General features: G+C 71.9%; 21 protein-coding genes and 2 pseudogenes. 12 read left to right on the top strand and 11 right to left on the bottom strand.

Annotated elements, in window-relative coordinates:
* Positions 1 to 77: 77 nt before the first annotated feature.
* The gene (locus ACIRF9_RS16570; protein WP_403821753.1) at positions 78 to 521 is read left to right on the top strand and encodes a hypothetical protein; all 444 of its coding nucleotides are present in this window, start codon (positions 78 to 80) and stop codon (positions 519 to 521) included.
* Here ACIRF9_RS16570 and ACIRF9_RS16575 read toward each other — a convergent pair.
* Positions 518 to 937 carry an STAS domain-containing protein gene (locus ACIRF9_RS16575; protein WP_403821756.1) on the bottom strand — a complete coding sequence of 140 codons (420 nt, stop codon included), beginning with the start codon at positions 935 to 937 and terminating at the stop codon, positions 518 to 520. The two genes, ACIRF9_RS16570 and ACIRF9_RS16575, sit on opposite strands and share 4 nt — an antisense overlap.
* Before the next feature lie 340 nt (positions 938 to 1277).
* On the opposite strand from ACIRF9_RS16575, the gene ACIRF9_RS16580 reads away from it, so the two are divergent.
* Both ACIRF9_RS16580 and ACIRF9_RS16585 read left to right on the top strand, forming a co-directional pair.
* A complete protein-coding gene (locus tag ACIRF9_RS16580; protein WP_403821758.1) occupies positions 1278 to 1859 on the top strand; it encodes a sigma-70 family RNA polymerase sigma factor in 582 nt (193 codons plus the stop codon).
* Entirely contained in the window at positions 1856 to 3184 is a 1329-nt protein-coding gene (locus ACIRF9_RS16585; RefSeq protein ID WP_403821761.1) for a zf-HC2 domain-containing protein, read from the top strand. Before ACIRF9_RS16580 ends, ACIRF9_RS16585 begins: the two co-directional genes overlap by 4 nt.
* A 105-nt stretch (positions 3185 to 3289) precedes the next feature.
* Here ACIRF9_RS16585 and purU read toward each other — a convergent pair whose 3' ends face one another.
* Together purU and ACIRF9_RS16595 are read right to left on the bottom strand one after the other, a co-directional pair.
* Positions 3290 to 4174 carry a formyltetrahydrofolate deformylase gene (gene purU / locus ACIRF9_RS16590; protein ID WP_403821763.1) on the bottom strand — a complete coding sequence of 295 codons (885 nt, stop codon included), beginning with the start codon at positions 4172 to 4174 and terminating at the stop codon, positions 3290 to 3292.
* 46 nt (positions 4175 to 4220) lie between these two features.
* Entirely contained in the window at positions 4221 to 4721 is a 501-nt protein-coding gene (locus ACIRF9_RS16595) for a hypothetical protein (RefSeq protein ID WP_403821766.1), read from the bottom strand.
* Positions 4722 to 4839: 118 nt separating this feature from the next.
* Here ACIRF9_RS16595 and ACIRF9_RS16600 point away from each other — a divergent pair, with 118 nt between their 5' ends.
* Complete coding sequence (locus ACIRF9_RS16600) at positions 4840 to 6162, top strand: ABC transporter substrate-binding protein (protein WP_403821769.1); 1323 nt, start codon at positions 4840 to 4842, stop codon at positions 6160 to 6162.
* A gap of 29 nt (positions 6163 to 6191) precedes the next feature.
* On the opposite strand, the gene ACIRF9_RS16605 is transcribed toward ACIRF9_RS16600, so the two are convergent.
* Positions 6192 to 7901: a hypothetical protein gene (locus ACIRF9_RS16605; protein WP_403821772.1), complete on the bottom strand. Its 1710-nt coding sequence runs from the start codon at positions 7899 to 7901 to the stop codon at positions 6192 to 6194.
* A 201-nt stretch (positions 7902 to 8102) separates the two neighbouring features.
* The gene (locus ACIRF9_RS16610) at positions 8103 to 9488 is read right to left on the bottom strand and encodes a transcriptional regulator (protein ID WP_403821775.1); all 1386 of its coding nucleotides are present in this window, start codon (positions 9486 to 9488) and stop codon (positions 8103 to 8105) included.
* A 266-nt stretch (positions 9489 to 9754) separates the two neighbouring features.
* Between ACIRF9_RS16610 and ACIRF9_RS16615 the strand changes: the two genes are divergently transcribed.
* The 3 genes from ACIRF9_RS16615 to ACIRF9_RS16625 all read left to right on the top strand — a co-directional run bounded on the left by ACIRF9_RS16615 (position 9755) and on the right by ACIRF9_RS16625 (position 12899).
* A complete protein-coding gene (locus ACIRF9_RS16615; RefSeq protein ID WP_403821778.1) occupies positions 9755 to 10417 on the top strand; it encodes a bifunctional DNA primase/polymerase in 663 nt (220 codons plus the stop codon).
* 122 nt (positions 10418 to 10539) lie between these two features.
* A complete protein-coding gene (locus ACIRF9_RS16620) occupies positions 10540 to 11313 on the top strand; it encodes an ABC transporter ATP-binding protein (protein ID WP_403821781.1) in 774 nt (257 codons plus the stop codon).
* Positions 11310 to 12899: a transporter gene (locus tag ACIRF9_RS16625; protein ID WP_403821784.1), complete on the top strand. Its 1590-nt coding sequence runs from the start codon at positions 11310 to 11312 to the stop codon at positions 12897 to 12899. Before ACIRF9_RS16620 ends, ACIRF9_RS16625 begins: the two co-directional genes overlap by 4 nt.
* 31 nt (positions 12900 to 12930) lie before the next feature.
* Here ACIRF9_RS16625 and ACIRF9_RS16630 read toward each other — a convergent pair whose 3' ends face one another.
* On the bottom strand, positions 12931 to 13872 hold the full coding sequence (locus ACIRF9_RS16630; RefSeq protein ID WP_403821787.1) for an alpha/beta fold hydrolase: 942 nt from the start codon (positions 13870 to 13872) through the stop codon (positions 12931 to 12933).
* 540 nt (positions 13873 to 14412) lie between these two features.
* On the bottom strand, positions 14413 to 15105 hold the full coding sequence (locus tag ACIRF9_RS16635) for a metal-dependent transcriptional regulator (protein WP_020130217.1): 693 nt from the start codon (positions 15103 to 15105) through the stop codon (positions 14413 to 14415).
* A 272-nt stretch (positions 15106 to 15377) separates the two neighbouring features.
* Here ACIRF9_RS16635 and ACIRF9_RS16640 point away from each other — a divergent pair, with 272 nt between their 5' ends.
* A complete protein-coding gene (locus ACIRF9_RS16640; RefSeq protein WP_403821790.1) occupies positions 15378 to 16133 on the top strand; it encodes an SIS domain-containing protein in 756 nt (251 codons plus the stop codon).
* Between the two features lie 34 nt (positions 16134 to 16167).
* On the opposite strand, the gene ACIRF9_RS16645 is transcribed toward ACIRF9_RS16640, so the two are convergent.
* The 3 genes from ACIRF9_RS16645 to ACIRF9_RS16655 form a co-directional block, all read right to left on the bottom strand.
* Complete coding sequence (locus ACIRF9_RS16645) at positions 16168 to 17595, bottom strand: PAS domain-containing protein (RefSeq protein ID WP_403821793.1); 1428 nt, start codon at positions 17593 to 17595, stop codon at positions 16168 to 16170.
* Positions 17596 to 17700: 105 nt separating this feature from the next.
* On the bottom strand, positions 17701 to 18162 hold the full coding sequence (locus tag ACIRF9_RS16650; protein WP_403821795.1) for a GNAT family N-acetyltransferase: 462 nt from the start codon (positions 18160 to 18162) through the stop codon (positions 17701 to 17703).
* Between the two features lie 31 nt (positions 18163 to 18193).
* Positions 18194 to 18598 carry a RidA family protein gene (locus tag ACIRF9_RS16655; protein ID WP_403821797.1) on the bottom strand — a complete coding sequence of 135 codons (405 nt, stop codon included), beginning with the start codon at positions 18596 to 18598 and terminating at the stop codon, positions 18194 to 18196.
* Positions 18599 to 18672: 74 nt separating this feature from the next.
* On the opposite strand from ACIRF9_RS16655, the pseudogene ACIRF9_RS16660 reads away from it, so the two are divergent.
* The 3 genes and pseudogenes from ACIRF9_RS16660 to ACIRF9_RS16670 all read left to right on the top strand — a co-directional run.
* Positions 18673 to 19065: pseudogene (locus tag ACIRF9_RS16660) on the top strand (LysR family transcriptional regulator); the annotation flags it as partial.
* Positions 19045 to 19389: pseudogene (locus ACIRF9_RS16665) on the top strand (RRXRR domain-containing protein); the annotation flags it as partial. The pseudogenes ACIRF9_RS16660 and ACIRF9_RS16665, both read left to right, overlap by 21 nt.
* Positions 19390 to 20147: 758 nt before the next feature.
* The gene (locus tag ACIRF9_RS16670; protein ID WP_403821799.1) at positions 20148 to 21176 is read left to right on the top strand and encodes an isopenicillin N synthase family dioxygenase; all 1029 of its coding nucleotides are present in this window, start codon (positions 20148 to 20150) and stop codon (positions 21174 to 21176) included.
* Positions 21177 to 21206: 30 nt separating this feature from the next.
* Here the strand turns inward: ACIRF9_RS16670 and ACIRF9_RS16675 are convergent, their stop codons facing one another.
* Entirely contained in the window at positions 21207 to 22307 is a 1101-nt protein-coding gene (locus tag ACIRF9_RS16675) for a citrate synthase 2 (protein ID WP_403821801.1), read from the bottom strand.
* A 233-nt stretch (positions 22308 to 22540) separates the two neighbouring features.
* On the opposite strand from ACIRF9_RS16675, the gene pdxH reads away from it, so the two are divergent.
* Positions 22541 to 23221, top strand: coding sequence for a pyridoxamine 5'-phosphate oxidase (pdxH, locus tag ACIRF9_RS16680; protein ID WP_403821803.1), 681 nt, complete (start codon positions 22541 to 22543; stop codon positions 23219 to 23221).
* The last annotated feature ends 2 nt before the right edge of the window (positions 23222 to 23223 follow it).

The following is a 23223-nucleotide window of genomic DNA, read 5'->3' on the forward strand; positions in this document are numbered from 1 at the left end:
TTCGGGACAGCGTTGTGGCAGAGCGATGATGTGATCAACTGTCCGGCGTGGAGGCAGTGGCGGCAAGTGTCATAGCGGTGCTGGGGACTCTGCTGGGCGCCGGGGTGACCCACCGGTTCCAGTTGCGGGCGGTGGAGCGCACCGAGCGGTTCACCCGTGACGAGAAGCTGCGCCAGGAGCGCATGGACGCCTACGGCTCGTACGCCGGGGCGCTCGTGAACTACCGGCGCGCTCTGGTGCACCGCTGGTTCCGCGAGCGCGAGGGCGGCTCCCCCGAGGAGGTCACGGAGAACCGCATGGCGGGCTACGAGCTGCGGTCCGTGGCCCAGGAGGCGCTGTTCCGGGTGCAGATGCTGTCGCCGGACGAGTCGCTCGTGCAGCGGGCGTGGGAGGTCCTCCTGGAGATCGACCAGGTGCACAAGGCAGCGGACCGCGAAGCCTTCGACGCCCTCCGGGACACCACCCGGGAGCTGATCAAGACCTTCGTGACCGACGCCAAGAACACACTCGGCCTGCCCTAGGCCGACAGCGGCTCCGGGCCGTCCTCGGCCACGGCCTCCGCGAGGTCGCCGTAGACGTCGAACAGGCGCCGGACGCCGAGCGCGCCCAGGACGCGGTTGACATGGGAGTCTCCCCCACGCTCGGCTTCGCTCGCGCGGGAGGTGCCCCCATCCGCCCCGCGCGCGGGCAGGATCAGGCGCAGGCGGCCCCGGCAGGAACGGATGAGGCGACGGGCGGCGATGAGCACGCCGACGCCGCTGGAGTCGCAGAAGTACACCTCGGAGAGGTCCAGGACGAGGCTGTGGCGGCCCTCGGCCACCTCGTCGTGCACCCGCTGACGCAGCACCGGCGACGTCACCAGGTCCAGCTCGCCCGACACATGGAGCACGGCCCAACCCCCGCGCTCGCCGCCGGTCACTTTGAAGGCCACCACCACGCCTTTCGCTCGCTGTAAACGGAAGCTGTCCCTTCGCTTCCTTGCAGCGCGGCTGCCCAGCGGCGGTGCCCCGAAACACCGGGGCAAAAACAGAAACCCAGAGGAAGAGGCTTGTTTCTGTCGGATCCAGTCCTGTTCGATCCACATCAGTCAGAGATGTGTCTAACTTGATCCGGCTTGGTCGGAAGAAGTCTGGGTAGGCGCGCCGCCATACCACCGCCCGGCCGATCAGGGGCGCACATTGAAACAAAGGGGCGTGCGTTGTCGTACGTGCCGACTACATTCGAGGTGACGGTGGACGCAGGCTGGGCACAGGCACGGGCACAGGTGAGGGGGCCGCATGGCGAAGAAGGACGCACCGCCCCGCTGGGACCGCAAGATGCAGCAACGACTCGCGCGCGGTGAGGCGGCCGCCCTCGGTGAGCTCTACGACCGGTTCGCTTCACTCGTGCACGGCCTCGCCCACCGCGTGCTCGGAGACGAACACGCGGCCGACCGCATCACCCGTGACGTCTTCGCCCACGTCTGGCAGCACCCCGACGCCTACGACCCCCGGCAGGGCCCCCTGCGCACCTGGGTCGCCGCTCTGACCCACCACCTCGCCGTGCAGCGGCTGCGCGCCACCGAGACCGCCGCCCTGGCCGAGGGCGGCCCCGGCTCCACCGAGGAACTGGAACTGAAGGTGCGCCACGCCTCGGTCGCCGCCCGCGCCGACTACATCGTCCAGGCCATGCCCGCCCCGCTGCGCGCCGCCCTGGAGCTGGCCTACTTCCAGCGCCGCGACTACCGCCAGACCGCCGTCGACCTCGGCGTCACCGAGGACGAGGCCCGCCGCCGGCTCCGCCTCGGCCTGCAACTGCTGGCCACGGCCCACGACGCCCCGTCGCCAGGGGCACCGCCCGAATACGGGGGTGCGGCGTGAGCGACGGCGACCCGTTCGAGGAGCACGACAGCGGGGGTGAAGCGGGCAAGGAGGGCAAGGAGAGCGAGGACAAGGAGACCCGGGACACGGACGGCAACGGCACGCTCCCGCCCCGCATACCGCTCCCCCGCGCCTCCGTCGAGGACACCGGGCTGCCACTGCCCGCCCTGGAGGCGCTCGCCCCGGCGGAACCGCTCCGGCTGGAGCACCCTGTGCTGAAGGCGCTGCTGGGCGCGTGGGCGCTGGCCGCCTGCTCCGCCGAGGAGACGGCGGCCGTCGAGGACCACCTCGGCAGCTGCGGACCCTGCGCCGACGAGGCACGGCGACTGCGCGAGGCGGTCGGCCTGCTCCAGCGCCCCGAGAGCCTCGACCTCGACCCGGGCCTGCGCACCCGCGTCCTGGAGGCCTGCCTGGACCGCCGCCCGCCACGCATCCCGGTACCGGCGTGGGCGGCCTCGTACGACGCCGAGACCGCGCGGCTGGACGCCCTGCTGCAGGACTTCGGGGACGCCGAGTGGCACGCGCCCGTACGGCTGCGCTGGTTCCGCGGCGAGGGGGAGGCGACCCGCCGGACCACCGTCGCCGGGGTCATCGCCCACCTCCTCGCGGTGGACGGCCTGGTCGCGGTGGCCCTCGGCCTGGAGGACCCGCTGGGCAAGGACGAGGACGACAAGTCCGGGGCGGACCACATCCGCACGCCCGCCGAGCGCACCGAGGCGTTCTGGGAGGCCTCGCACTTCCCGCCCACCCGCTCCGTCCGCGGCCCCTGGCGCGAACAGACCCACGCCCTGGTCCGCACGGTCTCCTTCACCGGCACAGGCCCCGGCACCCAGCCGGTCTCGTACGGCGACTTCGAGCTGCCCCTGCGGGACGCGATGCTGGACCGGGCCTTCGAGTGCTGGGTGCACGCGGAGGACATCGCGGAGGCGGTCGACTATCCGTACGCGCCGCCCGCGCCCCGCCATCTCCACGGGATGATCGACCTGGCCGCGCGGATGCTGCCGCAGGCACTCGCCGCGCGCCGGCGCGCGGGGCTGGCCGCCCCGGCACACAGCCGCCACCTGGTGACCGCCGGCCGCCCCGGCCGCAGCCTGCGGCTGGAGATCGAGGGCGACGGCGGCGGCCAGTGGCTGATCCCCCTGGACTCCCCCGGAGCGGTGGGCTCCGCCGACCACGAGGTGGCCCATGTCGCCCTGGACGACGTGGAGTTCTGCAGGCTGGCGGCGGGGCATGTGCCGCCGGAGGAGGCGGCTGCGGGGCAGCAGGGGGATCGCGGGGCGATCAGGGATGTGCTGTTCGCTGCGGCGAGCTTCAGCCGGATGTAGGCGGAGGCAGGGGCCGGTTGCGGTTCGTGGGCGACTGCGGGCCGTCAGTGGCTGGTCGGCCCACGACCACCCGCACCCGCCCTCGAAAGCGAACCCCCCGCCTCTCTAGGCGAAGACCACCGTCCGGCGGCCGTTGAGCAGGATGCGCCGCTCCGCATGCCACTTCACGGCCCGCGCCAGCGCCTGGCACTCCACGTCGCGTCCGACCGCGACCAGCTGGTCCGGCGTGGCGTCGTGTCCCACCCGCTCGACCTCCTGCTCGATGATCGGCCCCTCGTCGAGGTCGGCGGTGACGTAGTGCGCCGTCGCGCCGATCAGCTTCACGCCCCGCGTATGCGCCTGGTGGTACGGCTTCGCGCCCTTGAAGCTCGGCAGGAAGGAGTGGTGGATGTTGATGATCCGCCCGCTGAGCTGCTTGCACAGGTCGTCGGAGAGCACCTGCATGTACCGGGCGAGGACGACCAGTTCGACGTCCTGCTCGCGCACGATCTCGAGGAACTTCGCCTCGGCCTCCGCCTTCGTCTCCTTCGTCACCGGGATGTGGTGGAAGGGGATGTCGTACGAGCCCACCAGCTCGGTGAAGTCGGTGTGGTTGGACACCACCGCCGCGATCTCCACCGGCAGCGCGCCGATGCGGGCGCGGAACAGCAGGTCGTTCAGGCAGTGGCCGAACTTGCTGACCATCAGGACGATGCGCATCTTCTCGTCGGCCCGGTTGATCTGCCAGTCCATGTGGAAGGAGTCACCGATCGCCGCGAAGCTCGCGCGCAGCTTGTCCACGGTCTGCGGCGACTCGGCCGAGAAGTGGACGCGCATGAAGAACAGTCCCGTGTCGTGGTCGCCGAACTGCTGGCTGTCCTCGATGTTGCAGCCGGTCATGAACAGGTAGCTGGACACGGCGTGCACGATGCCCTGCTTGTCCGGGCAGGAGAGGGTGAGGACGTACTGGTCGGCGGGGGTCGCCGCGGCTCGGGCGGACTGCTCACTCATGCACCACAGGGTCTCACGTCCCCCGGCCACGGCGGCATGCCGTCCGCTACGCGGACCTCGTCATGATCCGCAGCACTTCGAGCGTGCGCGGCGGCGCGTCCGGGTCCTCGCCGTCGGCGGCCGCCATGCGCACATGCGCGTCCCGTGCCGCGTGGACGGCCTCGGGCCAGCCGGGGTGACTCATGTAGGCGGAGACGGGCGCGTCCGGGCCGACCTGGTGCATGATCCGCAGGACACGCAGTACGGCGGTGTCGACGAGGGCCGCCTCCTGCGAGTCGCGGAAGATCGTGCCGACGTACTTCTCGGCGGACCAGCTGTCCAGCCAGGTGTCCTCGACCAGGCGGTAGACGGCGTCGGTGACGTCGCCGTAGCCGTCGAGGCCGGCCAGCCAGACGTTCTGCTGGAACACCGGGTCGGAGAGCATGTGCAGCGCGGAGCGCACATTGCTGCGCCAGCGCCACCACGGCATGTCGTTGAGTGGCATGCCGCCCATGGTGAACGAGCGACGGCCGCGACGGGAAGAGTTCTCCGAACCTTGCACGGTCATCGATCGTACGTTTTCCCGTCCCGGGGGCCTCACGGACCCCCGTAATTCACTCTCACGTCACCACACGTTGACCGTGGGTCACTCCTGGGTTCGCGATGTGGGGGAATCGTGCGTGTGCATGACCGGCAGTCGACGCACGTCCACGCGAAGTACCTCCCTCCCCAGGTTCCTCCGCAAATCGGGCTCCGTCAGAGCGCACGCCCTCGCGGCGGGCGCCCTGGCCGCCTGTGCGTCACTGACCGCCGGATGCGGGGTCGTCCCCGGTATCACGGGGGGTTCCGGGGACGACTCGATCGTCGTGATGACGTGGGCGCCCGCGGGCACCGCCGCGACGAACAAGCCCGGCATGCCCGCCTTCGCCCGCGCCTACGCCCGCTGGATCAACGCCAAGGGCGGCATCAACGGCCACAAGCTCACCGTCCTGACCTGCAACGACCACAACGACACGGTATCCGCGGCGGCCTGCGCCCGGCGCGCGGCCAAGGAGAACGCGGTCGCCGTCGTCGGCTCCTACAGCCAGCACTCCGAGTCCTTCTTCCCCTATCTGGAAGGCGCCGGCATCCCCTACATAGGCGGCTACGGCGTCACCAACTCCGAGTTCACCAGCCCCCTGTCCTACCCCGTCAACGGCGGCCAGCCCGCGCTCCTCGCCGGCCTCGGCAAGGCGCTGGCCGACACCTGCGCGGGCCCCGTCGCGCTCGTCCGTCCCGACACCATCGCGGGCGACGCCCTGCCCCCGATGCTCGACGCCGGGCTGAAGGCGGGCCGGCACGACAAGGCCGAGGACCAGCGGGCGGCGGAGGACGCGACCGAGTACTCGGCGCAGGCCGAACAGGCCCTGAAGGCGGCCACGGGCGGCGGCGGGAAGGGCTGTGTGGTGCCCGCGCTGGGCGACCGCAACAGCACCTTCATGGACTCCTTCCGCCGCAGCCGCGAGGACTACCCCGCCGTGCGCACCGGCACCGTGGTGGGCAGCGTCGACCAGACCCTCATCGACGCCAGCGGTGGCGCGTCCGGGCCGTACGAGGGGGCGTACGTCACCGGCTGGTACCCGGTGGCGAGCGACAAGCGGTGGGACGGCATGAAGAAGGTGATCAGCGAGTCGGCCTTCACCGACACCAGCATCGACCCCTCGGACACCGGTGTGCAGACCACCTGGATCGCCTACAGCGTCTTCCAGCAGGTCGTGGAGTCGCTGGGCGACGGCGAGGTGACCGCCGACACGGTACGCGGAGCCCTCAACAGCGGCCGGAAGTTCACCACCGACGGGCTCACCCCCACCCTGCGCTGGAAGTACACCAGCCGGCTCGCCACCATCGGCCTGCCCCGGCTGTCCAACGCCGACGTGACCGTTCAGCAGGTGCAGCAGGGCCGTCTGGTGGCCGCCCGCAAGGACTTCGTCGACGTGACGGACACCATGGTGAACGCGGACGTGGACTGAGGGCCCTCGGGGGGGAGGGCCCCCAAGGCTCACAGCTGGGTGGGCTGGCGCTGCGTCAGGCCGTACGTCTGGGCGATCGCGTTCCACAGCCTGGCCGCCTGGGTCTTCTGGGCGCTGGCGGTGCCGCTCTCGCGGTTGCCCTGCTGGGTCGAGGCCGTGGTGCGGGCCGTGCCCTTCTTGCAGGCCTTCTTCTTGCTGCCGGCGACCTCGTCGGCCCAGGCCGCGTAGTGGTTGTCGGCGGCCGCCGAGGCCTGCCACGCCTTGGTGAGGGCGGTGGTCAGCGCGGCGTGGTTCGGGAGCTTGTCGACGGCGAGCCCGGACAGCTTGGTCACCAGTTCGGTGCGCTGCCCGGCCGCCGCCCGCAGGTCGGAGGCGGCCTGGGAAAGGTTGTTGCAGGCCTTCACGTTCGCCACCGCGGCGATCACGCTGGCGCGGCTGCTGCCGCTGTCCGCGAGCAGCTTGTCCAGGCCGACCGCCTGCTGCTCGGCCGCGTCGGAGGAGGCCGACCCCTCGGTGGCGGGCGCGGACGCGGCGACGGTCTTGTTGCCGTCCTCCTGGTCGTCGCCGCCGCCTCCGCCGCCGAGCAGCGCGCCCGCGCCGATGCCGACGACGGCGAGCGCGACCCCGATCGCCGCGAACAGCGGGACCCGCGAGCCGGTACGGCCGCCCCGGCCACCCCGGTCGGCGCCGTCGTCCTCCCTAGGGGGCGGCAGGTAGGTGGGCTGGGGGGCGCGTGCGGCGGGCCCCGCGCCGTAGCCCTGCGGGCCGCCGCCGTAGCCGGGGGGCTCCGGCTCGGAGAAGCGCGGCAGCTGCTGCGTGGCCCCGGCCGGGCCCTCGCCGCCCGGCCCGCTGCGGAAGAGGTTCTCGAACCCGGCCGGCGGCTGCGGGTCCCCGCCGGCCCCCGGGTACCCCTGCGCGGGCACGGGCGGGATGTACTGGGTGGCCTCGGCGTCGGGGTGCGCGGCGCCGCCCGGGTGGTGCGGTGCGCCGGTGCCCAGGAAGTGCGTCGACTCGGCCGGCGCCTCGGGCGGCAGCGCGCCCGGTCCGACCGGCGGGATGAACTGCGTCGCCCCCTCGTCGACACCGCCCGGGGCGAGGCCGGAGGCGGTGACCGGCGGCAGGTACTGGGTGCGGCCGTCGTCGACCGGGGCCGCCTGGACCGGCGGTATGTACTGGGTGGCCCCGTCGTCGACGGCCGGCGGCAGCGGCACACCGGCCGCGCCCTGACCGTACGACGGCGGCGAGGCGGGGGCCGGGGCGCTCTGACCGTACGGCGACGGCGACGCCGGGAGCTCCTGGCCGTACGGCGACGCAGGGGCCGGGGTGTCCTGGCCGTACGCCGGGGCCTGCGCGTTCTGGCCGTACGTCTGTGCCGGGGCGCCCTCGGGCGGGAGCGGGCCCGCGCCCCACGCGTCCGGCTGCGGGGTACCCCACTGCTGCTGCGGCTGCTGGTCCGCGGGCAGCGGCCAGCTCTGCTCCGGCTGCGCGGCCGGCGGCTGCTCGGGCCCCCACGGCTGCCCCCAGGTCTGCCCGCCGGCCGGCGGCTGCGGCACGGGCTGCTGCTGCCCGTACGGCTGAGCCCCGTACGGACCGGGCTGCCCGCCCTGGTGCGGGCCCGGCTGCGGTCCGCTGGTGGCCGTCAGCCCCGGAATGAGGGGCTCACCACCGTCGGAGGGCAGCACGATGCCTTCGCGCGCGGGCCGCGCCGAGGGCTCCTCGCCCTGTCCACTCTGCGTCACCGGGACTCCTACGAATGGGGGACTTTCGGAATCGTCGGCTCACGCTACCGGGTCCCCTGAACCCCGTGCCACGCAGCTCAGGACGTGATCTCCCTCCCAGTGACGTCGGTAACAGATCCGGAGCGCCGTGCGCTGTGTCCGTCGCGTCCCGTACGGGGCCTGTCCGTTTCCCGTACGTTCACGCAGCGGCGCCCCGTCCGTTCACGCGGCGGTCTGCAGCTCCAGCCGCGCCCCGAACTCCCGTACCACCGGCTCCTCCCGGAACGGCTCCAGCCGCTGCTGGAGATCCTCCAGGTACTCCGCGCCCCGGTTCGAGCGCAGCGTCTCGAGGAGTTCCACCGCCTTGAGACCGGTGTGGCAGGCCTGTTCGACCTCGCGCCGCTGCACCTGCGCGGTGGCGAGGAGGACGTACCCGATGGCCCTGCGCCGCGCCCGGCCCTCCGGATGCCCGGCCAGGGACTGCTCGGCACACCGCGCCGCCGCCTCGGCCTGGCCCAGGTCGCGGTGGCAGTGTGCCAACTCGTCGGCCAGATAGGCCTCGTCGAAGTGCGCGATCCACGCCGGGTCGTCCCCGGAGGACGGATCGGCCGCCTCCAGCGCCGACGCCGCCCGCCCGGACGCCAGTTGCGTCGCCCGGATGTCGCCCATCAGGGCATGGCCCCGCGCCTCCGCCGCGAAGAACATCGCCTCCGCGCGCGGGGTCACCCGCCCTCGTGCGCCCTCCTGCGCCGCGCGCGCCAACTGGGCGATCTCGCGCGGGTTTCCGAGCTGGGCGGCGAGATGGCTCATGGACGCGGCGAGGACGTAACCGCCGTAGCCGCGGTCGCCCGCGGCCTGGGCGAGACGCAGCGCCTGGATGTAGTAGCGCTGGGCCAGGCCCGGCTGGCCGGTGTCGACGGCCATGTACCCGGCGAGCTCCGTCAACCGGGCCACCGCGGCGAAGAGTTCACGGCCCACCGCCTCCCGGTAGGAGCCGGCCAGCAGCCCCGAGACGACGCTGTTGAGGTAGTGCACGACGACCGGGCGGACGTGCCCGCTGCCGAACTGGTGGTCCAGGTCGACCAGCGCCTGGGTCATCGCCTTCACGGCCGCCACGTCGGACAGGCCCACCCGCGGTCCCGCCGAGCGCGCCACCTGGGCGTCGGGCGACGAGATCAGCCAGTCGCGGCTGGGTTCGACCAGCGCCGAGGCGGCCACGGACGATCCGGAGAGGAAGTCGCGGCGGCCCACGTCGCTGCGCCACAGCTCACAGACCTGCTCGATGGCCCCCAGCACCGTCGGCGAGAACTGGAGACCCACGCCGGAGGCGAGGTTCTTGCCGTTGGCCATGCCGATCTCGTCGATCGTGACCGTACGGCCGAGCTTGCGGCCCAGGGCTTCGGCGATGATCGCCGGGGCGCGTCCGCGCGGCTGCTGTCCGCGCAGCCAGCGGGCCACGGACGTCTTGTCGTAGCGCAGGTCGAGACCGTGCTCGGCGCCGCACATGTTGACACGGCGGGCGAGCCCGGCGTTCGAGCACCCCGCCTCCTGGATGAGCGCCTGCAGCCGTTCGTTCGGCTGCCGCGCGACTAGAGGCCTTGCGGCCATTGGCACTACCCCCTGTGGAGTTCCGCACCGAAAAGTTCCGGCCGAGAAGATCAATGCCCCATGGGCACAACGAAAATGCGAGGCATGTGCGGATTGCCGAGAATTGCCGGGTTACCGGCGGAAGCCCGCCCCCCTCCGTGACTACCCGCTCCCGCGCCCGTTCCTGCCGCGCGCCCCCATGCGTGCACCCATGCGCCCCGGACGCGGAGTCGGTGCTCCTCCCCCGCGCACTGTGGCGGGCGTAACCCCTGGTGACCGCTAGAGTTGTGTTCATCGTGGAAGAGACCATCGCGGGCGCCGAAGCCGTTCACATCCCGAAGCAGCGCGGGGAATCGCTGCTGGAGACCGCTGTTCGCTACGCCGAGGAACGTCACTGGGACGTCTTCCCCGGCACCTGGCTGGAAGCCGTCGAGGGAAGCCAGCGCTGCTCCTGCGGCGACACCGCGTGTGCGACGCCGGGGGCGCATCCCTCGCGGCCGGACTGGGCGACCCAGGCCACGGGCAGCGCGACCGTCGCGCGTCGGATGTGGCAGAAGCAGCCGACCGCGTCGATCCTGCTGCCCACCGGGCGTACGTTCGACGCGATTTCCGTTCCGGAGACGGCCGGGTTCCTCGCGCTGGCGAGGATGGAGCGGATGGAGCTGACGCTCGGGCCGGTGACGTTGACGCCGGAGCGGCGGATGCAGTTCTTCGTGCTGCCGGGTGCGTCGGCCAAGGTGCCGGAGCTGGTGCGGAAACTGGGCTGGTCCCTTGGGTCGTTGGACCTGGTGACGCTGGGCGAGGGCACGTATGTGGCGGCGCCGCCTACGCGGTTCGGGTCCCGTGGGGCTGTGCAGTGGGCCTGCCGGCCGACTGCCGCGAATCGGTGGTTGCCGGATGCGGAGGAGTTGATCTCGCCGTTGGCTTATGCGTGCGGGCGGGATCGGTAGAAGTTCTTCGCCGTTGTCGGGTGCGGGTCCGTCGTGGCTTGTCGCGCCCCCGCGGCGAAGCCGCATATTGGGCACAGCCCCGCGCCCCTAAAAAGCGACTCGGCCGAACGTAGGCTTCGAGCATGACGTCTGCCGTGCGCGTTCGCGATCTCTGGAAGCGGTTCGGGCAGCAAGTCGCCGTGGCCGGGGTCGATCTCGATCTGCCCGCCGGGAAGTTCATCGGGCTCGTGGGGCCGAACGGGGCCGGGAAGACCACCACCCTCTCCATGGTGACCGGGTTGCTGCGGCCCGATCAGGGGTTCGTCGAGGTGGTCGGGCACGACGTGTGGCGGGATCCCGTCGAGGTGAAGGCACGGATCGGGGTGCTGCCGGAGGGGCTGCGGCTGTTCGAGCGGCTGTCGGGGCGTGAACTGCTCGGGTACAGCGGGCGGTTGCGCGGGCTCCCCGGTGCCGAGGTCGACAGGCGGGCCACGCAGCTGCTCGACGTTCTCGATCTCGCGGGGGCCCAGCACAAGCTGGTCGTCGACTACTCGACCGGCATGCGGAAGAAGATCGGGCTCGCGGCCGCGCTCCTCCACAATCCCGAGATCCTCTTCCTCGACGAGCCGTTCGAGGGTGTCGACCCCGTCTCCGCGCAGACCATCCGCGGGGTGCTGGAGCGGTACACCGCCTCCGGCGCCACCGTCGTCTTCTCCTCCCATGTGATGGAACTCGTCGAGTCGCTGTGCGACTGGGTGGCCGTGATGGCGGCCGGGCGCATCCGGGCCCACGGGACGCTGGAGGAGGTGCGCGGCGCGGCTCCCTCGCTGCAGCGGGCCTTCCTGGAACTCGTCGGCGCGCAGGGGCGGGACGCCGGGTCGGATCTGGACTGGCTGGGCGGCGGGACCGCCAGGTGACCCCGCTGACCTCCACCGTCGTACGGCTGAAGCTGTCGCTGCTGAGGAACGGGCTCCGGCAGTCCGGGGGGCGGCGGGCCGCGTACATCGCCTCCGCCGTGTTCACGCTGCTGTTCGCGGCGTTGCAGCTGCTCGGGCTGATCGCGCTGCGGGGGCATGCGCACGCCGACGCGCTCGTGGTGTTGCTGGTGGCGGTGCTGGGGCTGGGGTGGGCGGTGATGCCGCTGTTCTTTCCCGGTGGGGACGAGACGCTGGATCCGACCCGGCTGGTGATGCTGCCGCTGCGACCCCGGCCGCTGGTGGGCGCGTTGCTGGCGGCCTCGCTGGTGGGGATCGGACCGCTGTTCACCGTGCTGATGCTGGTGGGGGCGGTGGTCGCCGTGGCCCACGGGGTGGCGGCGTACGTCGTCGCGGTCGTCGCCGTCGCCCTGGGGCTGCTGGTGTGCGTGGCGCTCGCACGGGCCGTCGCCGCCGCCAACGTACGGCTGCTGACCAGTCGCCGGGGGCGCGATCTGGCGGTGCTGAGCGGGCTGGTCATCGCGATCGGGGCGCAGGTCGTCAACTTCGGGGCGCAGCGGCTGGGCACGACCGGGCTCGGGCAGCTCGATCCGGTGGCGGACGTGCTGCGGTGGCTGCCGCCGGCCTCGGCGGTGGGCGCGGTGGACTCGGTGAGCGAGGGGGCGTACGGGGCCGCGGCCGGGCAGCTGGTGCTCTGCGCGGGCGCGTCGGCGGCGCTGGTGGGGGTGTGGGCGCGGACTCTGACGCGGCTGATGACCTCGCCGGACGGTTCGACGCTGCGGTCCGCCGGGGACGGCACGCGGGACCGGCGGAGCGCGGCGGGATGGGCGCGGCTGCTGCCGGACGGGCGCACCGGCACCGTCATGGAACGCGGCCTGCGCTATGTCTGGCGCGACCCGAAGACCAAGGCGGCCTGGGTGACGTCGCTCGCGATCGGACTGATCGTGCCCGTGTTCAACGCGCTGCAGGGCACCGGCTCGATCTACTTCGCCTGCTTCGCCGCCGGCATGCTCGGCATCCAGATGTACAACCAGTTCGGGCAGGACACCTCGGCGTTCTGGATGGTCGCGATGACGATCTCCTCGCCCCGGGACGCCTACGTCGAACTACGCGCGCGTGCGCTCGCGCTGCTGGTGATCACCCTGCCGTACGCGACGCTGGTGACCGTGGTGACGACCGCGCTGCTCGGGGACTGGCCGAAACTGCCGGAGGTGCTGGGGCTGTCGCTGGCGCTGCTCGGCGCGATGCTGACGACCGGCGCGTGGACGTCGGCCCGCTTCCCCTACTCGATACCGCAGGAGGGCTACAAGAACGTCGCTCCCGGCCAGACCGGGCTCGCCTGGATCTCGATCTTCGGCGGGATGGTCTCGGCGGCGCTGCTGTGCGCGCCCGTCATCGCGGCGACGATCTGGCTGAACGTCAGCGCGGACGGCGAGGCGTGGACCTGGGTGCTGCTGCCGGTGGGCGCGGGGTACGGCACGGCGATCACCCTGCTGGGACTGCGACTGGCGGCGCCGCGCGTGGCGGAGCGCCTGCCTGAGATCCTGGCGGCGGTGAGCAAGGGGTGAGTAAGAGGTGCTCCCCCTGGAGGGGCGGCCCTTACGGTGTGCTGAGTACGGCGTCCAGGAACGGCTCGATCGCCGCGCGCCATCCCTCCGGCTGGTCGTAGTGGACGAGGTGGCCGGCGTCGGCGACCTCCGCGTACTCGCCGCGGGGCAGTACACGGACCATCTCCTGGGCCTCGGCCCGCCCCAGCTCCCCGTCGAGGCCGCGGACGACCAGGGCGGGGCACCGGACCTGGGTCAGCTCCTCCCAGTGGGCGTCGTAGACCCAGGTCTCGCGGGACTTCAGCATCTGCTCGGGTTCGAAGACGGGGCGCCAGCCGTCGGGCGACTCCTGCATCACCTCGGCGTAGAACTCGCCGCGGGAGGGGTTCGGGCGCTCCACCCAGGGGTCGTCCTCGCCGAACCACTTGCGGACGTCGGCGAGGGTGGCGAAGGGAAGGGGCCAGGACTTGAACCAGTCGGCCCACTCGCGCTGCGAGGCCGAGCCGAGCGCGGAGGCCCGCATGTCACAGATGATCACCCCGCGCACCAGGTCGGGGCGTTTCGCGGCGAGCTGCCAGGCGGTGAGGGCTCCCATGGCGTGTCCGATGAGGACGGCCGGGGTGAGACCGAGCTGCTCGAGGGCGGCCTCCGCGTCCTCGACGTAGGCCTCGCGGGTGAAGGCCGCCTCGGGGGGCTTCTCGCTCTGGCCGTGGCCGCGCTGGTCGAGGGCGACCGCGCGATGCCGCTCGGAGAGCCAGCGGGCCGTGGACGCCCAGTGCGAGGCGCGTCCCATCAGCCCGTGCAGTAACAGGACGCCGGAGGTCCGCTCGGGCTCGGACCCGGGCGCGGCGAGCCCGTCCCGCTCGCCGGTGGACTGGGCCGGGATCATGGCGTCCGTCCCGTGCCTGGGCGGGTCGCCCTTGGGAGGGTCGCCGAACTCCCAGGCCGCCAGGCGTACACCGCCCGCCCCGGTCACGTCGATGCGTCGCGCCATGGATCCTGGCACCCCCCTAGCCGTCGTACCGCTGTGCTGCCGATGCCTTGGTGCTGCGTTCAATCACCCGTGGGTGCTGCCTTCAATCACCCGCAGGCTATCGAATGCTCTTTCGAGAAATGCACTCTCCGCGACCAACACCCCTCGTTCGAGTGACCCCCCTCAAGGAATGATTGCCGTCGTCGAGGGGAGATCTTCAGCGGGAGGCGGACCGCTCGGGGAAACCGGTCCGAGGGGAACGACCCTGAGAGCTCGGGGCTCCGGGTCGGAACAGGGGAGGACAGGCCCCGGTGCCATACGGCACCGGGGCCCTCCACTGCTCTGCGGCACATCATCCCCGCCCCCTCAGGTCATATGCCTCACGCGACAGCGTGGCACGGGAAGCGCCGACGCGCTGCCGTTCGACACAGGGAATCTGCGATTCGACGACATCCGCGGAGCATCACAACTACCCCATGCGCCCCAGGAGTTGAACAATGCTCAGCGTTTCAACAGGCCCGGCCGCCGGGCCGTGAGGAGCCGCCCAGCGCTCGGCGCCGCTCAGCGCTTGGCGACGAACACGTGCGACGCGACGTCCGACTCCAGCTCCGCCGCCTCACCACCGCTGCCGACCAGCACACCACCCGCCGACTCCGTCACGCTCACCACCGAACCGGGCTGCACACCCGCCCGGCGCAGCGTGTACATCAGCTGCGCGTCCGTCTGGATCGGCTCGCCGATACGGCGCACGACGACCGTCTTGCCCTCCAGGCCCGGGTCGAGATCGGCGAGCGAGACCATGCCCTCGTCCAGGAACGGGTCGGCGCCGTCCTTCTCGCCGAGCTCCTCCAGACCGGGGATCGGGTTGCCGTACGGCGACTCGGTGGGGTGACGCAGCAGCTCCAGGACGCGGCGCTCCACCGCCTCGCTCATCACGTGCTCCCAGCGGCACGCCTCGGCGTGGACCTGCTCCCACTCCAGGCCGATCACATCGACGAGGAGACACTCGGCGAGGCGGTGCTTGCGCATCACGCGCGTGGCCAGCCGGCGGCCCTCGTCCGTCAGCTCCAGGTGCCGGTCGCTGGCCACGGAGACCAGACCGTCGCGCTCCATGCGCGCCACCGTCTGGCTCACCGTCGGCCCGCTCTGGTCGAGCCGCTCTGCGATCCGGGCACGCATGGGGACCACACCTTCCTCCTCCAGCTCGAGGATGGTGCGGAGATACATCTCCGTGGTGTCGATCAGTCCGGACATTCGTGTGCCCCTCGATGAGATCTGCCGAAGGCTCGACGGCTCTCCGGCGCGTGCGCTGGCCCTGGCTTCAATTCTGCCGGATACCACTGACAACCGTGCCGCGCCGTTGAAACGAGGCGGTTACGCCGGGGCACTCGCACGGCGCGCGGCCCGCGCCACGGCCCCACCGGCCGTATTGACAGCGCACTGGTCCAGACCACACAGTGATCCGCGACACAGGGCGCCGACACGGACGGTGACCCGCCACCCGACACGGCAAAGGGGCCCCTCGGATGAGCGACCACGAGCTCGCCGCCCAGTTCTTCGACGCCGCGATCGGCCTGCTGCGACGGGTCCGCGACGAGGAGGCCGAGACCGTCCGGGCCGCCGGCACGCTCCTCGCCGACACCGTCGCCGCGGGAGGCCGCCTCTTCGCCTTCGGCGCCGGCCACTCCTCCCTCCCCGCCCAGGACCTCGTGTACCGCGCGGGGGGCCTCGCCCTGATGAACCTCCTCCCCGCACCCGGCCTCGTCGGCGTCGACGTCCGGCCCGCCACCCTCGGCTCCGCCCTGGAGCGCGTCGACGGCCTCGCGAGCGTCCTCCTGGACACGTCCCCGCTCCGCGCCGGCGACGCCCTCGTGATCATCTCGCTGTCCGGCCGCAACACCCTGCCCGTGGAGATGGCCCTCCACGCGCGCGCCCTCGGCGTGAAGGTCATCGGCGTGACCTCGGTGGCGTACGCCGCGCAGACGAAGCCCCGCAACCCCTCGGGGACGTTCCTCAAGGACCACTGCGACGTCGTACTGGACTCCAAGATCGCCGTCGGCGACGCCGAGCTCACCCTGGACGGCGTCCCGGCCCCCTTCGCCCCCGCCTCCACCGTCGTCACCTCGGCCCTCCTCCAGGCCGTCATGGCCACCGCGGCCGGCTCCCTCGCCGACCGCGGCATCGAACCCCCGCTGCTGCGCTCCGGCAACGTCGACGGCGGCCACGACTGGAACCGACGCGTGTTCGAGGAGTACGGCGACCGGATCTTCCACCAGCACTAGGGCCTGTCCGGCAGCGGGTACGCGGCGCCGGCGATCAGAAGTCGTCGCCCCGCCCCACCAGGTCCGCCAGATCCAGCGCCGACGCCATGCGTACGGCGACATCCTCGGCGTACGTCGCGTCGGAACGCTCGAAGGAACTCCGGCCGGCACCGCGCAGAAACGTCACCACACCCAGCGTCCGGCCCCGGCTGCGCAACACCGCGCACAACGCGTGCACCGTGTCCTCGGGCCACTGGCGCGCCCGCGCCCACTCCCGCGCCTCCTCCGCCGCCACGCTCCCCGCACCCGCCCGCACGGAACCGGCCCGGGCCACGCACTGCAACGCCGGATGCCCCTCGCCGTAGCGGACGGGCAGCCCGGCATGCCCGGTGAGCGCACTGGGGCCCGGACCGCCGGACGGCGTGGCCGCCACCCGGACCAGCCTGAGCGGCGCCGTCACCGCCTCCCCGTCGGCCGCCGCGCCACCCGCGACACGGTCGATCAGAGCGTGATCGGCGAACCCGGCCAGCGCGAAATCGAGATGGACGGTCGCCGCCTCGGCGGGATCCTCGCACTCCGCCGCCGCACGGGCCGCCCGGTGCAACTGATTCGTACGGAACCGCAGCAGCGCCGCCTCCTGCTCGCCCTGCTTCGCCTCCGTCACGTCCTGGAACAGCCATCCGACCCCGAGCGGCACCGGCTCCTCCGCCAACGGCGAGGCCAACCGCAGGAACCCACTGCGCCAGCACCGCCGCCGCTCGCCCTCCGGGGTGCGCACCCCCACCCACATCTCCGCGGGAGCGGGCGGGGCACCCTCGGCCAGGACATGCGTCAGCGCGTTCTCCAGCTCCTCCACGCCCCGGGTCAGCAGCTCACCCAGCGGACGGCCCAGCACCGCCGTACGCCCCGTCCCCAGCGCGCGGGCGGCATGCGCGTTGACCACGGCGGGACGCAGATCGGCGTCGACCAGGACGACCCCCCACGACGCGTCGTCGAAGAGCGCCTCACTGAGGGCGATGGAACGCTCCAGGTCGATCTGCGCGTGCACCTCGCTGAACGCGCAGTACAGCCCCGCCGGCTTGCCGTCGGGCCCGCGCACGGCCGCGGACTGGGTCCGTACGAGCACCCGCCCGCCGTCCTTCGTCAGCAGCGCGAACTCGTGCACCTGACGACCCGGCGCGTGCATCGCCGCCATCAGGCGGCCCTCGACCTCCACGGCGTCCGCCTCACGCACCGCCCAGCCGGCGAAGCCCTGCCGGCCCACGGCCTCCGCCGCGCTCCAGCCGAGGATGCGCTCCGCCTCGCGGTTCCAGTGGGTGACGACACCCTCGGCGTCGAAGGCACACAGGGCCGCGTCCATGCCGTCGAGCAGCGCGGCCAGCAGATCCGCGCCGTCAGGGCCGCCGGGACCGTCCGGCTGCTCGGGCTCGGGCTCGTCCGGCCCCAGCTCGTCGGTGGTCCCACTACGCCGGGAAGCACTCACCTGGACCCCCTGCAGGTTCGCTCACTTGCCCTCATTCAACTCGAACGTGACGCAGCCCACATATGGTTCCCGCAAGATTGCAGAGGAATCGTTGTACCGCCGCCGTCAGGCCGCAACGACCGGAACGGGCATCAGCCGCAGGTCGACCCATTCCACCGTCTCCCCGTCCAGCACATACCGCTCGACCTCGGCGAACCCCCGCGCGCGGGCGAACCGCAGCCCGTCCTCGTTGGCGGCCAGCACACACGTCTCGACCGCCCGGGCGCCCAGCACACGCGCGTGCGCGAGGACATGATCGTAGAGCGCCGATCCGTACCCCCGCCGCCGGAACCCGGGCAGCACGCGCGCGATGACCGTCACCACCGCGTCCTCCCCCTGCGGCGGCCGCACAGTGGAACAACCGACGAGGACGTCACCGACGTACGCGTTCTCCAACCGATAGCGCCCCGCCCGCTCCCGCACCTCGCCGAGGGACAGCGCGGCCGGCGGCACGACCACGTTGTGGACGTGCCGCCACTCCTCCAGCGCGGCGTCACCCGCGACCCGCTCGACACGAAGATCAGTCACGACAGCAGCGAACCGTGCCCCCACGCGCGCGTCAACGCTTTTCCGCCCGCCCCGAGCCACGCCGCGCGTCGACCTCGATCTCGATCCTCATCCGGGGATCCGCGAGCCCCACCACGAGCATCGTCGCGGCCGGTCGCGCCTCCCCGAACGCCCGCCGCAACACCGGCCAGCACGGCTCGAAGTCCTCCCGCGCCGGCAGCAGGTACCGCACCCGCACCACGTCCCCGAACCCGCACCCCGCCTCCGCCAGCGCCGCCCCGATGTTCCGCACACACTGCTCGGCCTGCTCGACGACGTCCACCGGGATGGTCATGGTCGCGTAGTCGAACCCGGTCGTCCCGGACACGTACACCCGGTCCCCGTCGACCACGGCCCGGGCATATCCGATCCGCTCTTCGAAGGTGGACCCACTGAGGATGGCGCGGCGCTCTGTCATGTCCCGGAACGGTAGGAGGAGCTGGGGACATACGTCCAATAGCCGAATCCCACCCACCTGATATCTCTGAAGATATGAAGCCCTCGGAGCTCGGCAAACTGCCACCCCTCGCCCAGCTGCACGCCTTCGTGACCCTCGCCGAGGAACTGCACTTCGGCCGGGCCGCCGCACGTCTCGGCATCGCCCAGCCGCCCCTGAGCCAGCAGATCCGCCGCCTGGAGGACCGCGTCGGACACACCCTCTTCAACCGCTCCGCGGCCGGCGTCACCCTCACCCCCGCCGGACGGGAGCTCCTGCCCGCCGCCCGGCGCACCCTCACCGGCCTGGCCGACGGCCTCACCGCCGCCCGGGCCGCCGGAGACGGCCGCACCGGCCGCCTGCGCGTCGGCTTCGCCGCGTCCCTCGCCCTCACGGTCCTGCCGGACCTCCTGCGCACCCACCGCGACCGCCTCCCCGGCGTCGAACTCCAACACCGCGGCGACCAGATCCGCACCTGCATGCACCAACGCGCCGGATACCGGAACCGGCGACGCTCAGCAAACCTCCGCTACCGCGCCCGGCGCTCCCACAACCGCACCACCCGGCCAGGATGGCTGCCACCGTCCCTCCGCCACCGCGTCGACACCACCTTCTCCCTGGCCAACCGCCTCTGCCGCTAGGCGCCCGTCACCGAGATCCATGTCGAGCAGGTCGCCTTCGACACGCATTCCATGAGCGCGGGCAGGCCTCTCAGAGGAGCCGAGTACCAGCAAGGCCACCGGGCGCGGCTCCTACGCCAGGACCACCCCTGACCGGTATGGATTCCCTCGCCTGTTGCGTTCCCGCGCCAAGCGGCACTTCGGATACGCCACAGGAGACCTCGTACGTGCCGTCATGCCCTCCGGCAAGTGGGCCGGAACCTGGACCGGCCGTATCTCCGTCCGCGCCCGGGGACAGCACAGCCTCACCACGCGGATGGGCCGGTTCAACGTCTCCCACTGGAATCTCAGGCTCTTGCAGCGGGGGGACGGATACGGCTACAGCATCCGATCCGAGGCGTCGCCGTCAACATCTCAGAAAAACACTTGAGTGTCCGGAGATGGCTTTTTAGGGTGGGGGGACCGAGGGAAGGGAGGTGATCCGGAGCATGTATGCACACCGGACGTCGGAGGTGGCTGCAGGCTAGCGGCCTGTCACCACACACTGTGCGGCGCCGGACCAGCGTGCGTGAGATGCACGCAGTCGGCCAATCCAACGCAGTCACCCGACCCGCGAGTCGCCGGTACGTCCGGCCGGCCCCCTCTTTGAGGAGGACCAGACTCGCGGGTCGTCTGCGTTTTTCGGGGGTTCCCGGGGGTTACTGGGGAGTTTTTCGGGAGCGGTACTCTGGGGGACATGCTTTCGCTCGTTCGACGCCGCCATGTGGACTTCGTCCGCGTCACGAGCATGGGCTGTCGGCGCTCCGCCTGACCCAGCCACCTTCTTCTTTTCTTCCTTCCCCCTTTCGGCAGCTGGGCCCGCCCTACCCTCGGCGGTCGCCCGTGCCCCGTACACCCCGCGGACGCATTCCATGACGCACAACGCGACCACCTCGTCGTACGACCAACTCCCGATCATCGATCTGTCGGCGGCCGATCGTGGCCCTCAGGCCCGGGCGCTGTTGCATGCGCAGTTGCACAGCGCCGCCCATGACGTGGGTTTCTTCCAGCTTGTGGGGCATGGGGTGGGTCGGGAGGAGATCGATCGGCTCGTCGGGGCCATGCATGCCTTCTTCCGGCTGCCGGAGGCCGAGCGGCTCGCCATCGACAATGTGAACTCACCGCACTTCCGGGGGTACACGCGGACCGGTGACGAGCGGACCGGGGGGCGGCAGGACTGGCGGGATCAGCTGGACATCGGGGCGGAGCGGGCGGCGCGGGTGCCGGGGCCCGGTGAGCCGGCGTACTGGTGGCTGGAGGGGCCCAATCAGTGGCCTGCCGCGCTGCCCGAGCTGCGGGTGGCGGCGCTCGCGTGGATCGAGCGGTTGAGCGGGGTCGCCGAGCGGTTGCTGCATGAGCTGCTGGTGGCCATCGGGGCCGCGCCGGACTTCTACGACTCCGTCTTCGGGGAGCGGGCGCATCCGCATCTGAAGCTGGTGCGGTATCCGGGCAGTGCGGGGGACGGGGCCGATCAGGGGGTGGGGGCGCACAAGGACTACGGGTTCCTGACCCTGCTGCTCCAGGACCGGGTGGGTGGGCTGCAGGTGCAGCGGGAGGACGGGCGGTTCCATGAGGTGCCGCCGTTGGACGGGGCCTTCGTGGTGAATCTGGGGGAGTTGCTGGAGGTGGCGACGAACGGGTATCTCGTCGCCACCAATCACCGGGTCGTGTCCCCGCCCGGCGCCACCGAGCGGTTCTCCGTGCCGTTCTTCTACAACCCTCGGCTGGACGCGCGGGTGGAGCCGCTGGTGTTCCCGCATGCGGCTACGGCGCCTGGTGTGACCGACGATCCGGGCAATCCGCTGTTCGCGGAGTATGGCTTCAACGAGCTGAAGGGGAAGCTGCGCGCCCATCCGCTGGTGGCGGAGCGGCATCACGCGGAGTTGCTGACTTCCGCGTGATGCCGTGATGCCCCGCCCTGTGCGCTCGGTTCAGTGGGCGAAGTCCTCGTAGCCCTCGATCTCCTGGAGGCCACGGGCGCTCGGGCCGATGTAGCGGGCGGAGGGGCGGACGAGGCGGCCGGTGCGCTTCTGTTCGAGGATGTGGGCGGACCAGCCGGCGGTGCGGGCGCAGGTGAACATCGAGGTGAACATGTGGGCGGGGACCTCGGCGAAGTCGAGGACGATGGCCGCCCAGAACTCGACGTTCGTGGCGAGGACGCGGTCGGGGCGGCGGGCGTGGAGTTCGGCGAGGGCGGCCTTCTCCAGGGCTTCGGCGATCTCGAAGCGGGGTGCGCCGAGTTCGCGGGCGGTGCGGCGCAGGACGCGGGCGCGGGGGTCTTCGGCGCGGTAGACGCGGTGGCCGAAGCCCATGAGGCGTTCGCCCTTGTCGAGGGCCTGCTTGACGTAGGCCTCGGCGTCGCCGGTGCGTTCGATCTCCTCGATCATGCCGAGGACGCGGGAGGGGGCGCCGCCGTGGAGGGGGCCGGACATGGCTCCCACGGCGCCGGAGAGGGCGGCGGCGACGTCGGCTCCGGTGGAGGCGATGACGCGGGCGGTGAAGGTGGAGGCGTTCATGCCGTGTTCGGCGGCGCTGGTCCAGTAGGCGTCGACGGCGGCGACGTGCTTGGGGTCGGGTTCGCCGCGCCAGCGGATCATGAAGCGTTCGACGACGGACTGGGCCTTGTCGATCTCGCGCTGGGGGACCATGGGCCGGCCTTGGCCGCGGGCGGACTGGGCGACGTAGGAGAGGGCCATGACGGCGGCGCGGGCGAGGTCCTCGCGGGCCTGTTCGGCATCGATGTCGAGGAGGGGTTTGAGTCCCCAGACGGGGGCGAGCATGGCGAGTGCGGACTGGACGTCGACGCGGATGTCGCCGGAGTGGACGGGGATGGGGAAGGGCTCGGCGGGCGGCAGGCCGGGGTTGAAGGCGCCGTCGACGAGCAGGCCCCAGACGTTGCCGAAGGAGACGTGGCCGACCAGGTCCTCGATGTCGACGCCCCGGTATCGCAGGGCGCCGCCTTCCTTGTCCGGTTCGGCGATCTCCGTCTCGAACGCGACGACTCCTTCGAGTCCGGGTACGAAGTCGGACATCGGGCGGCTCCTCGTGATGTGTGCGACGCATGGCGCCGGTGGATCCGCGGTCCCCCGAGGACTCGCGGTCGTGGGCGGTCACCCCTGTGATGCCCCGTGCGGTCGGTCGTCATCCAACCGGGAGGGCACTGGCGTGGCATCTGCACCATATCCCCGAGTGTCACCTTTGGGGAGTGTTGCGGCACTGAGTGCCACCTGTCACGTGGGGGTGTTCCATGCGGCAGGATGACCACGTGACCGACGCAGACGCCGTCTACTCCGGCCCCGTGCCCGATCCCGCAGCCATGCGCAAGCAGTACCGGGCGGAGGGCCTCGACGAGGCCGATCTGGCCGCCACGCCCGTGGAGCAGTTCGCGCGCTGGTTCAAGGACGCGGCCATCGAGGCGCACTTGTTCGAGCCGAACGCCATGGTCGTCTCCACTGCGGACGCGGAGGGCCGGCCGAGTTCCCGTACGGTGCTGTTGAAGCAGTTCGACGAGCTGGGTTTCGTCTTCTACACGAACTACGAGTCGCGCAAGGCCCGGGATCTCGCCGAGAACCCGTATGTCTCCCTGCTGTTCCCGTGGCATCCGATGGCCCGCCAGGTCATCGTGCGGGGTGTGGCCCGGCGTACGGGGCGGGACGAGACGGCGGCGTACTTCCGTACCCGGCCGCACGGCTCGCAGCTCGGGGCCTGGGCCAGTGCCCAGTCGTCGGTGGTCGCCGGGCGTGCCGAGCTCGACGCCTCGTACGCGGAGCTGGTGGCCCGTTATCCGGAGGGTGAGCGGGTGCCGGTGCCGCCGCACTGGGGTGGTTTCCGGGTGACGCCGGAGTCGGTGGAGTTCTGGCAGGGCCGGGAGAACCGGTTGCACGACCGGCTGCGGTACGTGTCCCAGGCCGACGGCTCCTGGAGGGTGGAGCGGCTCAACCCTTGAGG

The sequence above is a fragment of the Streptomyces sp. NPDC096132 genome, from assembly GCF_044763345.1.
In the GTDB taxonomy this organism is placed as follows: Bacteria; Actinomycetota; Actinomycetes; order Streptomycetales; family Streptomycetaceae; genus Streptomyces.

Bases quoted from the DNA above. Each gene is read 5' to 3' on its own strand.
- ACIRF9_RS16580 (WP_403821758.1), top strand. From the start codon at position 1,278: ATGGCGAAGAAGGACGCACCGCCCCGCTGGGACCGCAAGATGCAGCAA.
- purU (WP_403821763.1), bottom strand. From the start codon at position 4,174: ATGAGTGAGCAGTCCGCCCGAGCCGCGGCGACCCCCGCCGACCAGTAC.
- ACIRF9_RS16595 (WP_403821766.1), bottom strand. From the start codon at position 4,721: ATGACCGTGCAAGGTTCGGAGAACTCTTCCCGTCGCGGCCGTCGCTCG.
- ACIRF9_RS16600 (WP_403821769.1), top strand. From the start codon at position 4,840: ATGACCGGCAGTCGACGCACGTCCACGCGAAGTACCTCCCTCCCCAGG.
- ACIRF9_RS16610 (WP_403821775.1), bottom strand. From the start codon at position 9,488: ATGGCCGCAAGGCCTCTAGTCGCGCGGCAGCCGAACGAACGGCTGCAG.
- ACIRF9_RS16620 (WP_403821781.1), top strand. From the start codon at position 10,540: ATGACGTCTGCCGTGCGCGTTCGCGATCTCTGGAAGCGGTTCGGGCAG.
- ACIRF9_RS16630 (WP_403821787.1), bottom strand. From the start codon at position 13,872: ATGGCGCGACGCATCGACGTGACCGGGGCGGGCGGTGTACGCCTGGCG.
- ACIRF9_RS16635 (WP_020130217.1), bottom strand. From the start codon at position 15,105: ATGTCCGGACTGATCGACACCACGGAGATGTATCTCCGCACCATCCTC.
- ACIRF9_RS16640 (WP_403821790.1), top strand. From the start codon at position 15,378: ATGAGCGACCACGAGCTCGCCGCCCAGTTCTTCGACGCCGCGATCGGC.
- ACIRF9_RS16655 (WP_403821797.1), bottom strand. From the start codon at position 18,598: ATGACAGAGCGCCGCGCCATCCTCAGTGGGTCCACCTTCGAAGAGCGG.
- ACIRF9_RS16670 (WP_403821799.1), top strand. From the start codon at position 20,148: ATGACGCACAACGCGACCACCTCGTCGTACGACCAACTCCCGATCATC.
- ACIRF9_RS16675 (WP_403821801.1), bottom strand. From the start codon at position 22,307: ATGTCCGACTTCGTACCCGGACTCGAAGGAGTCGTCGCGTTCGAGACG.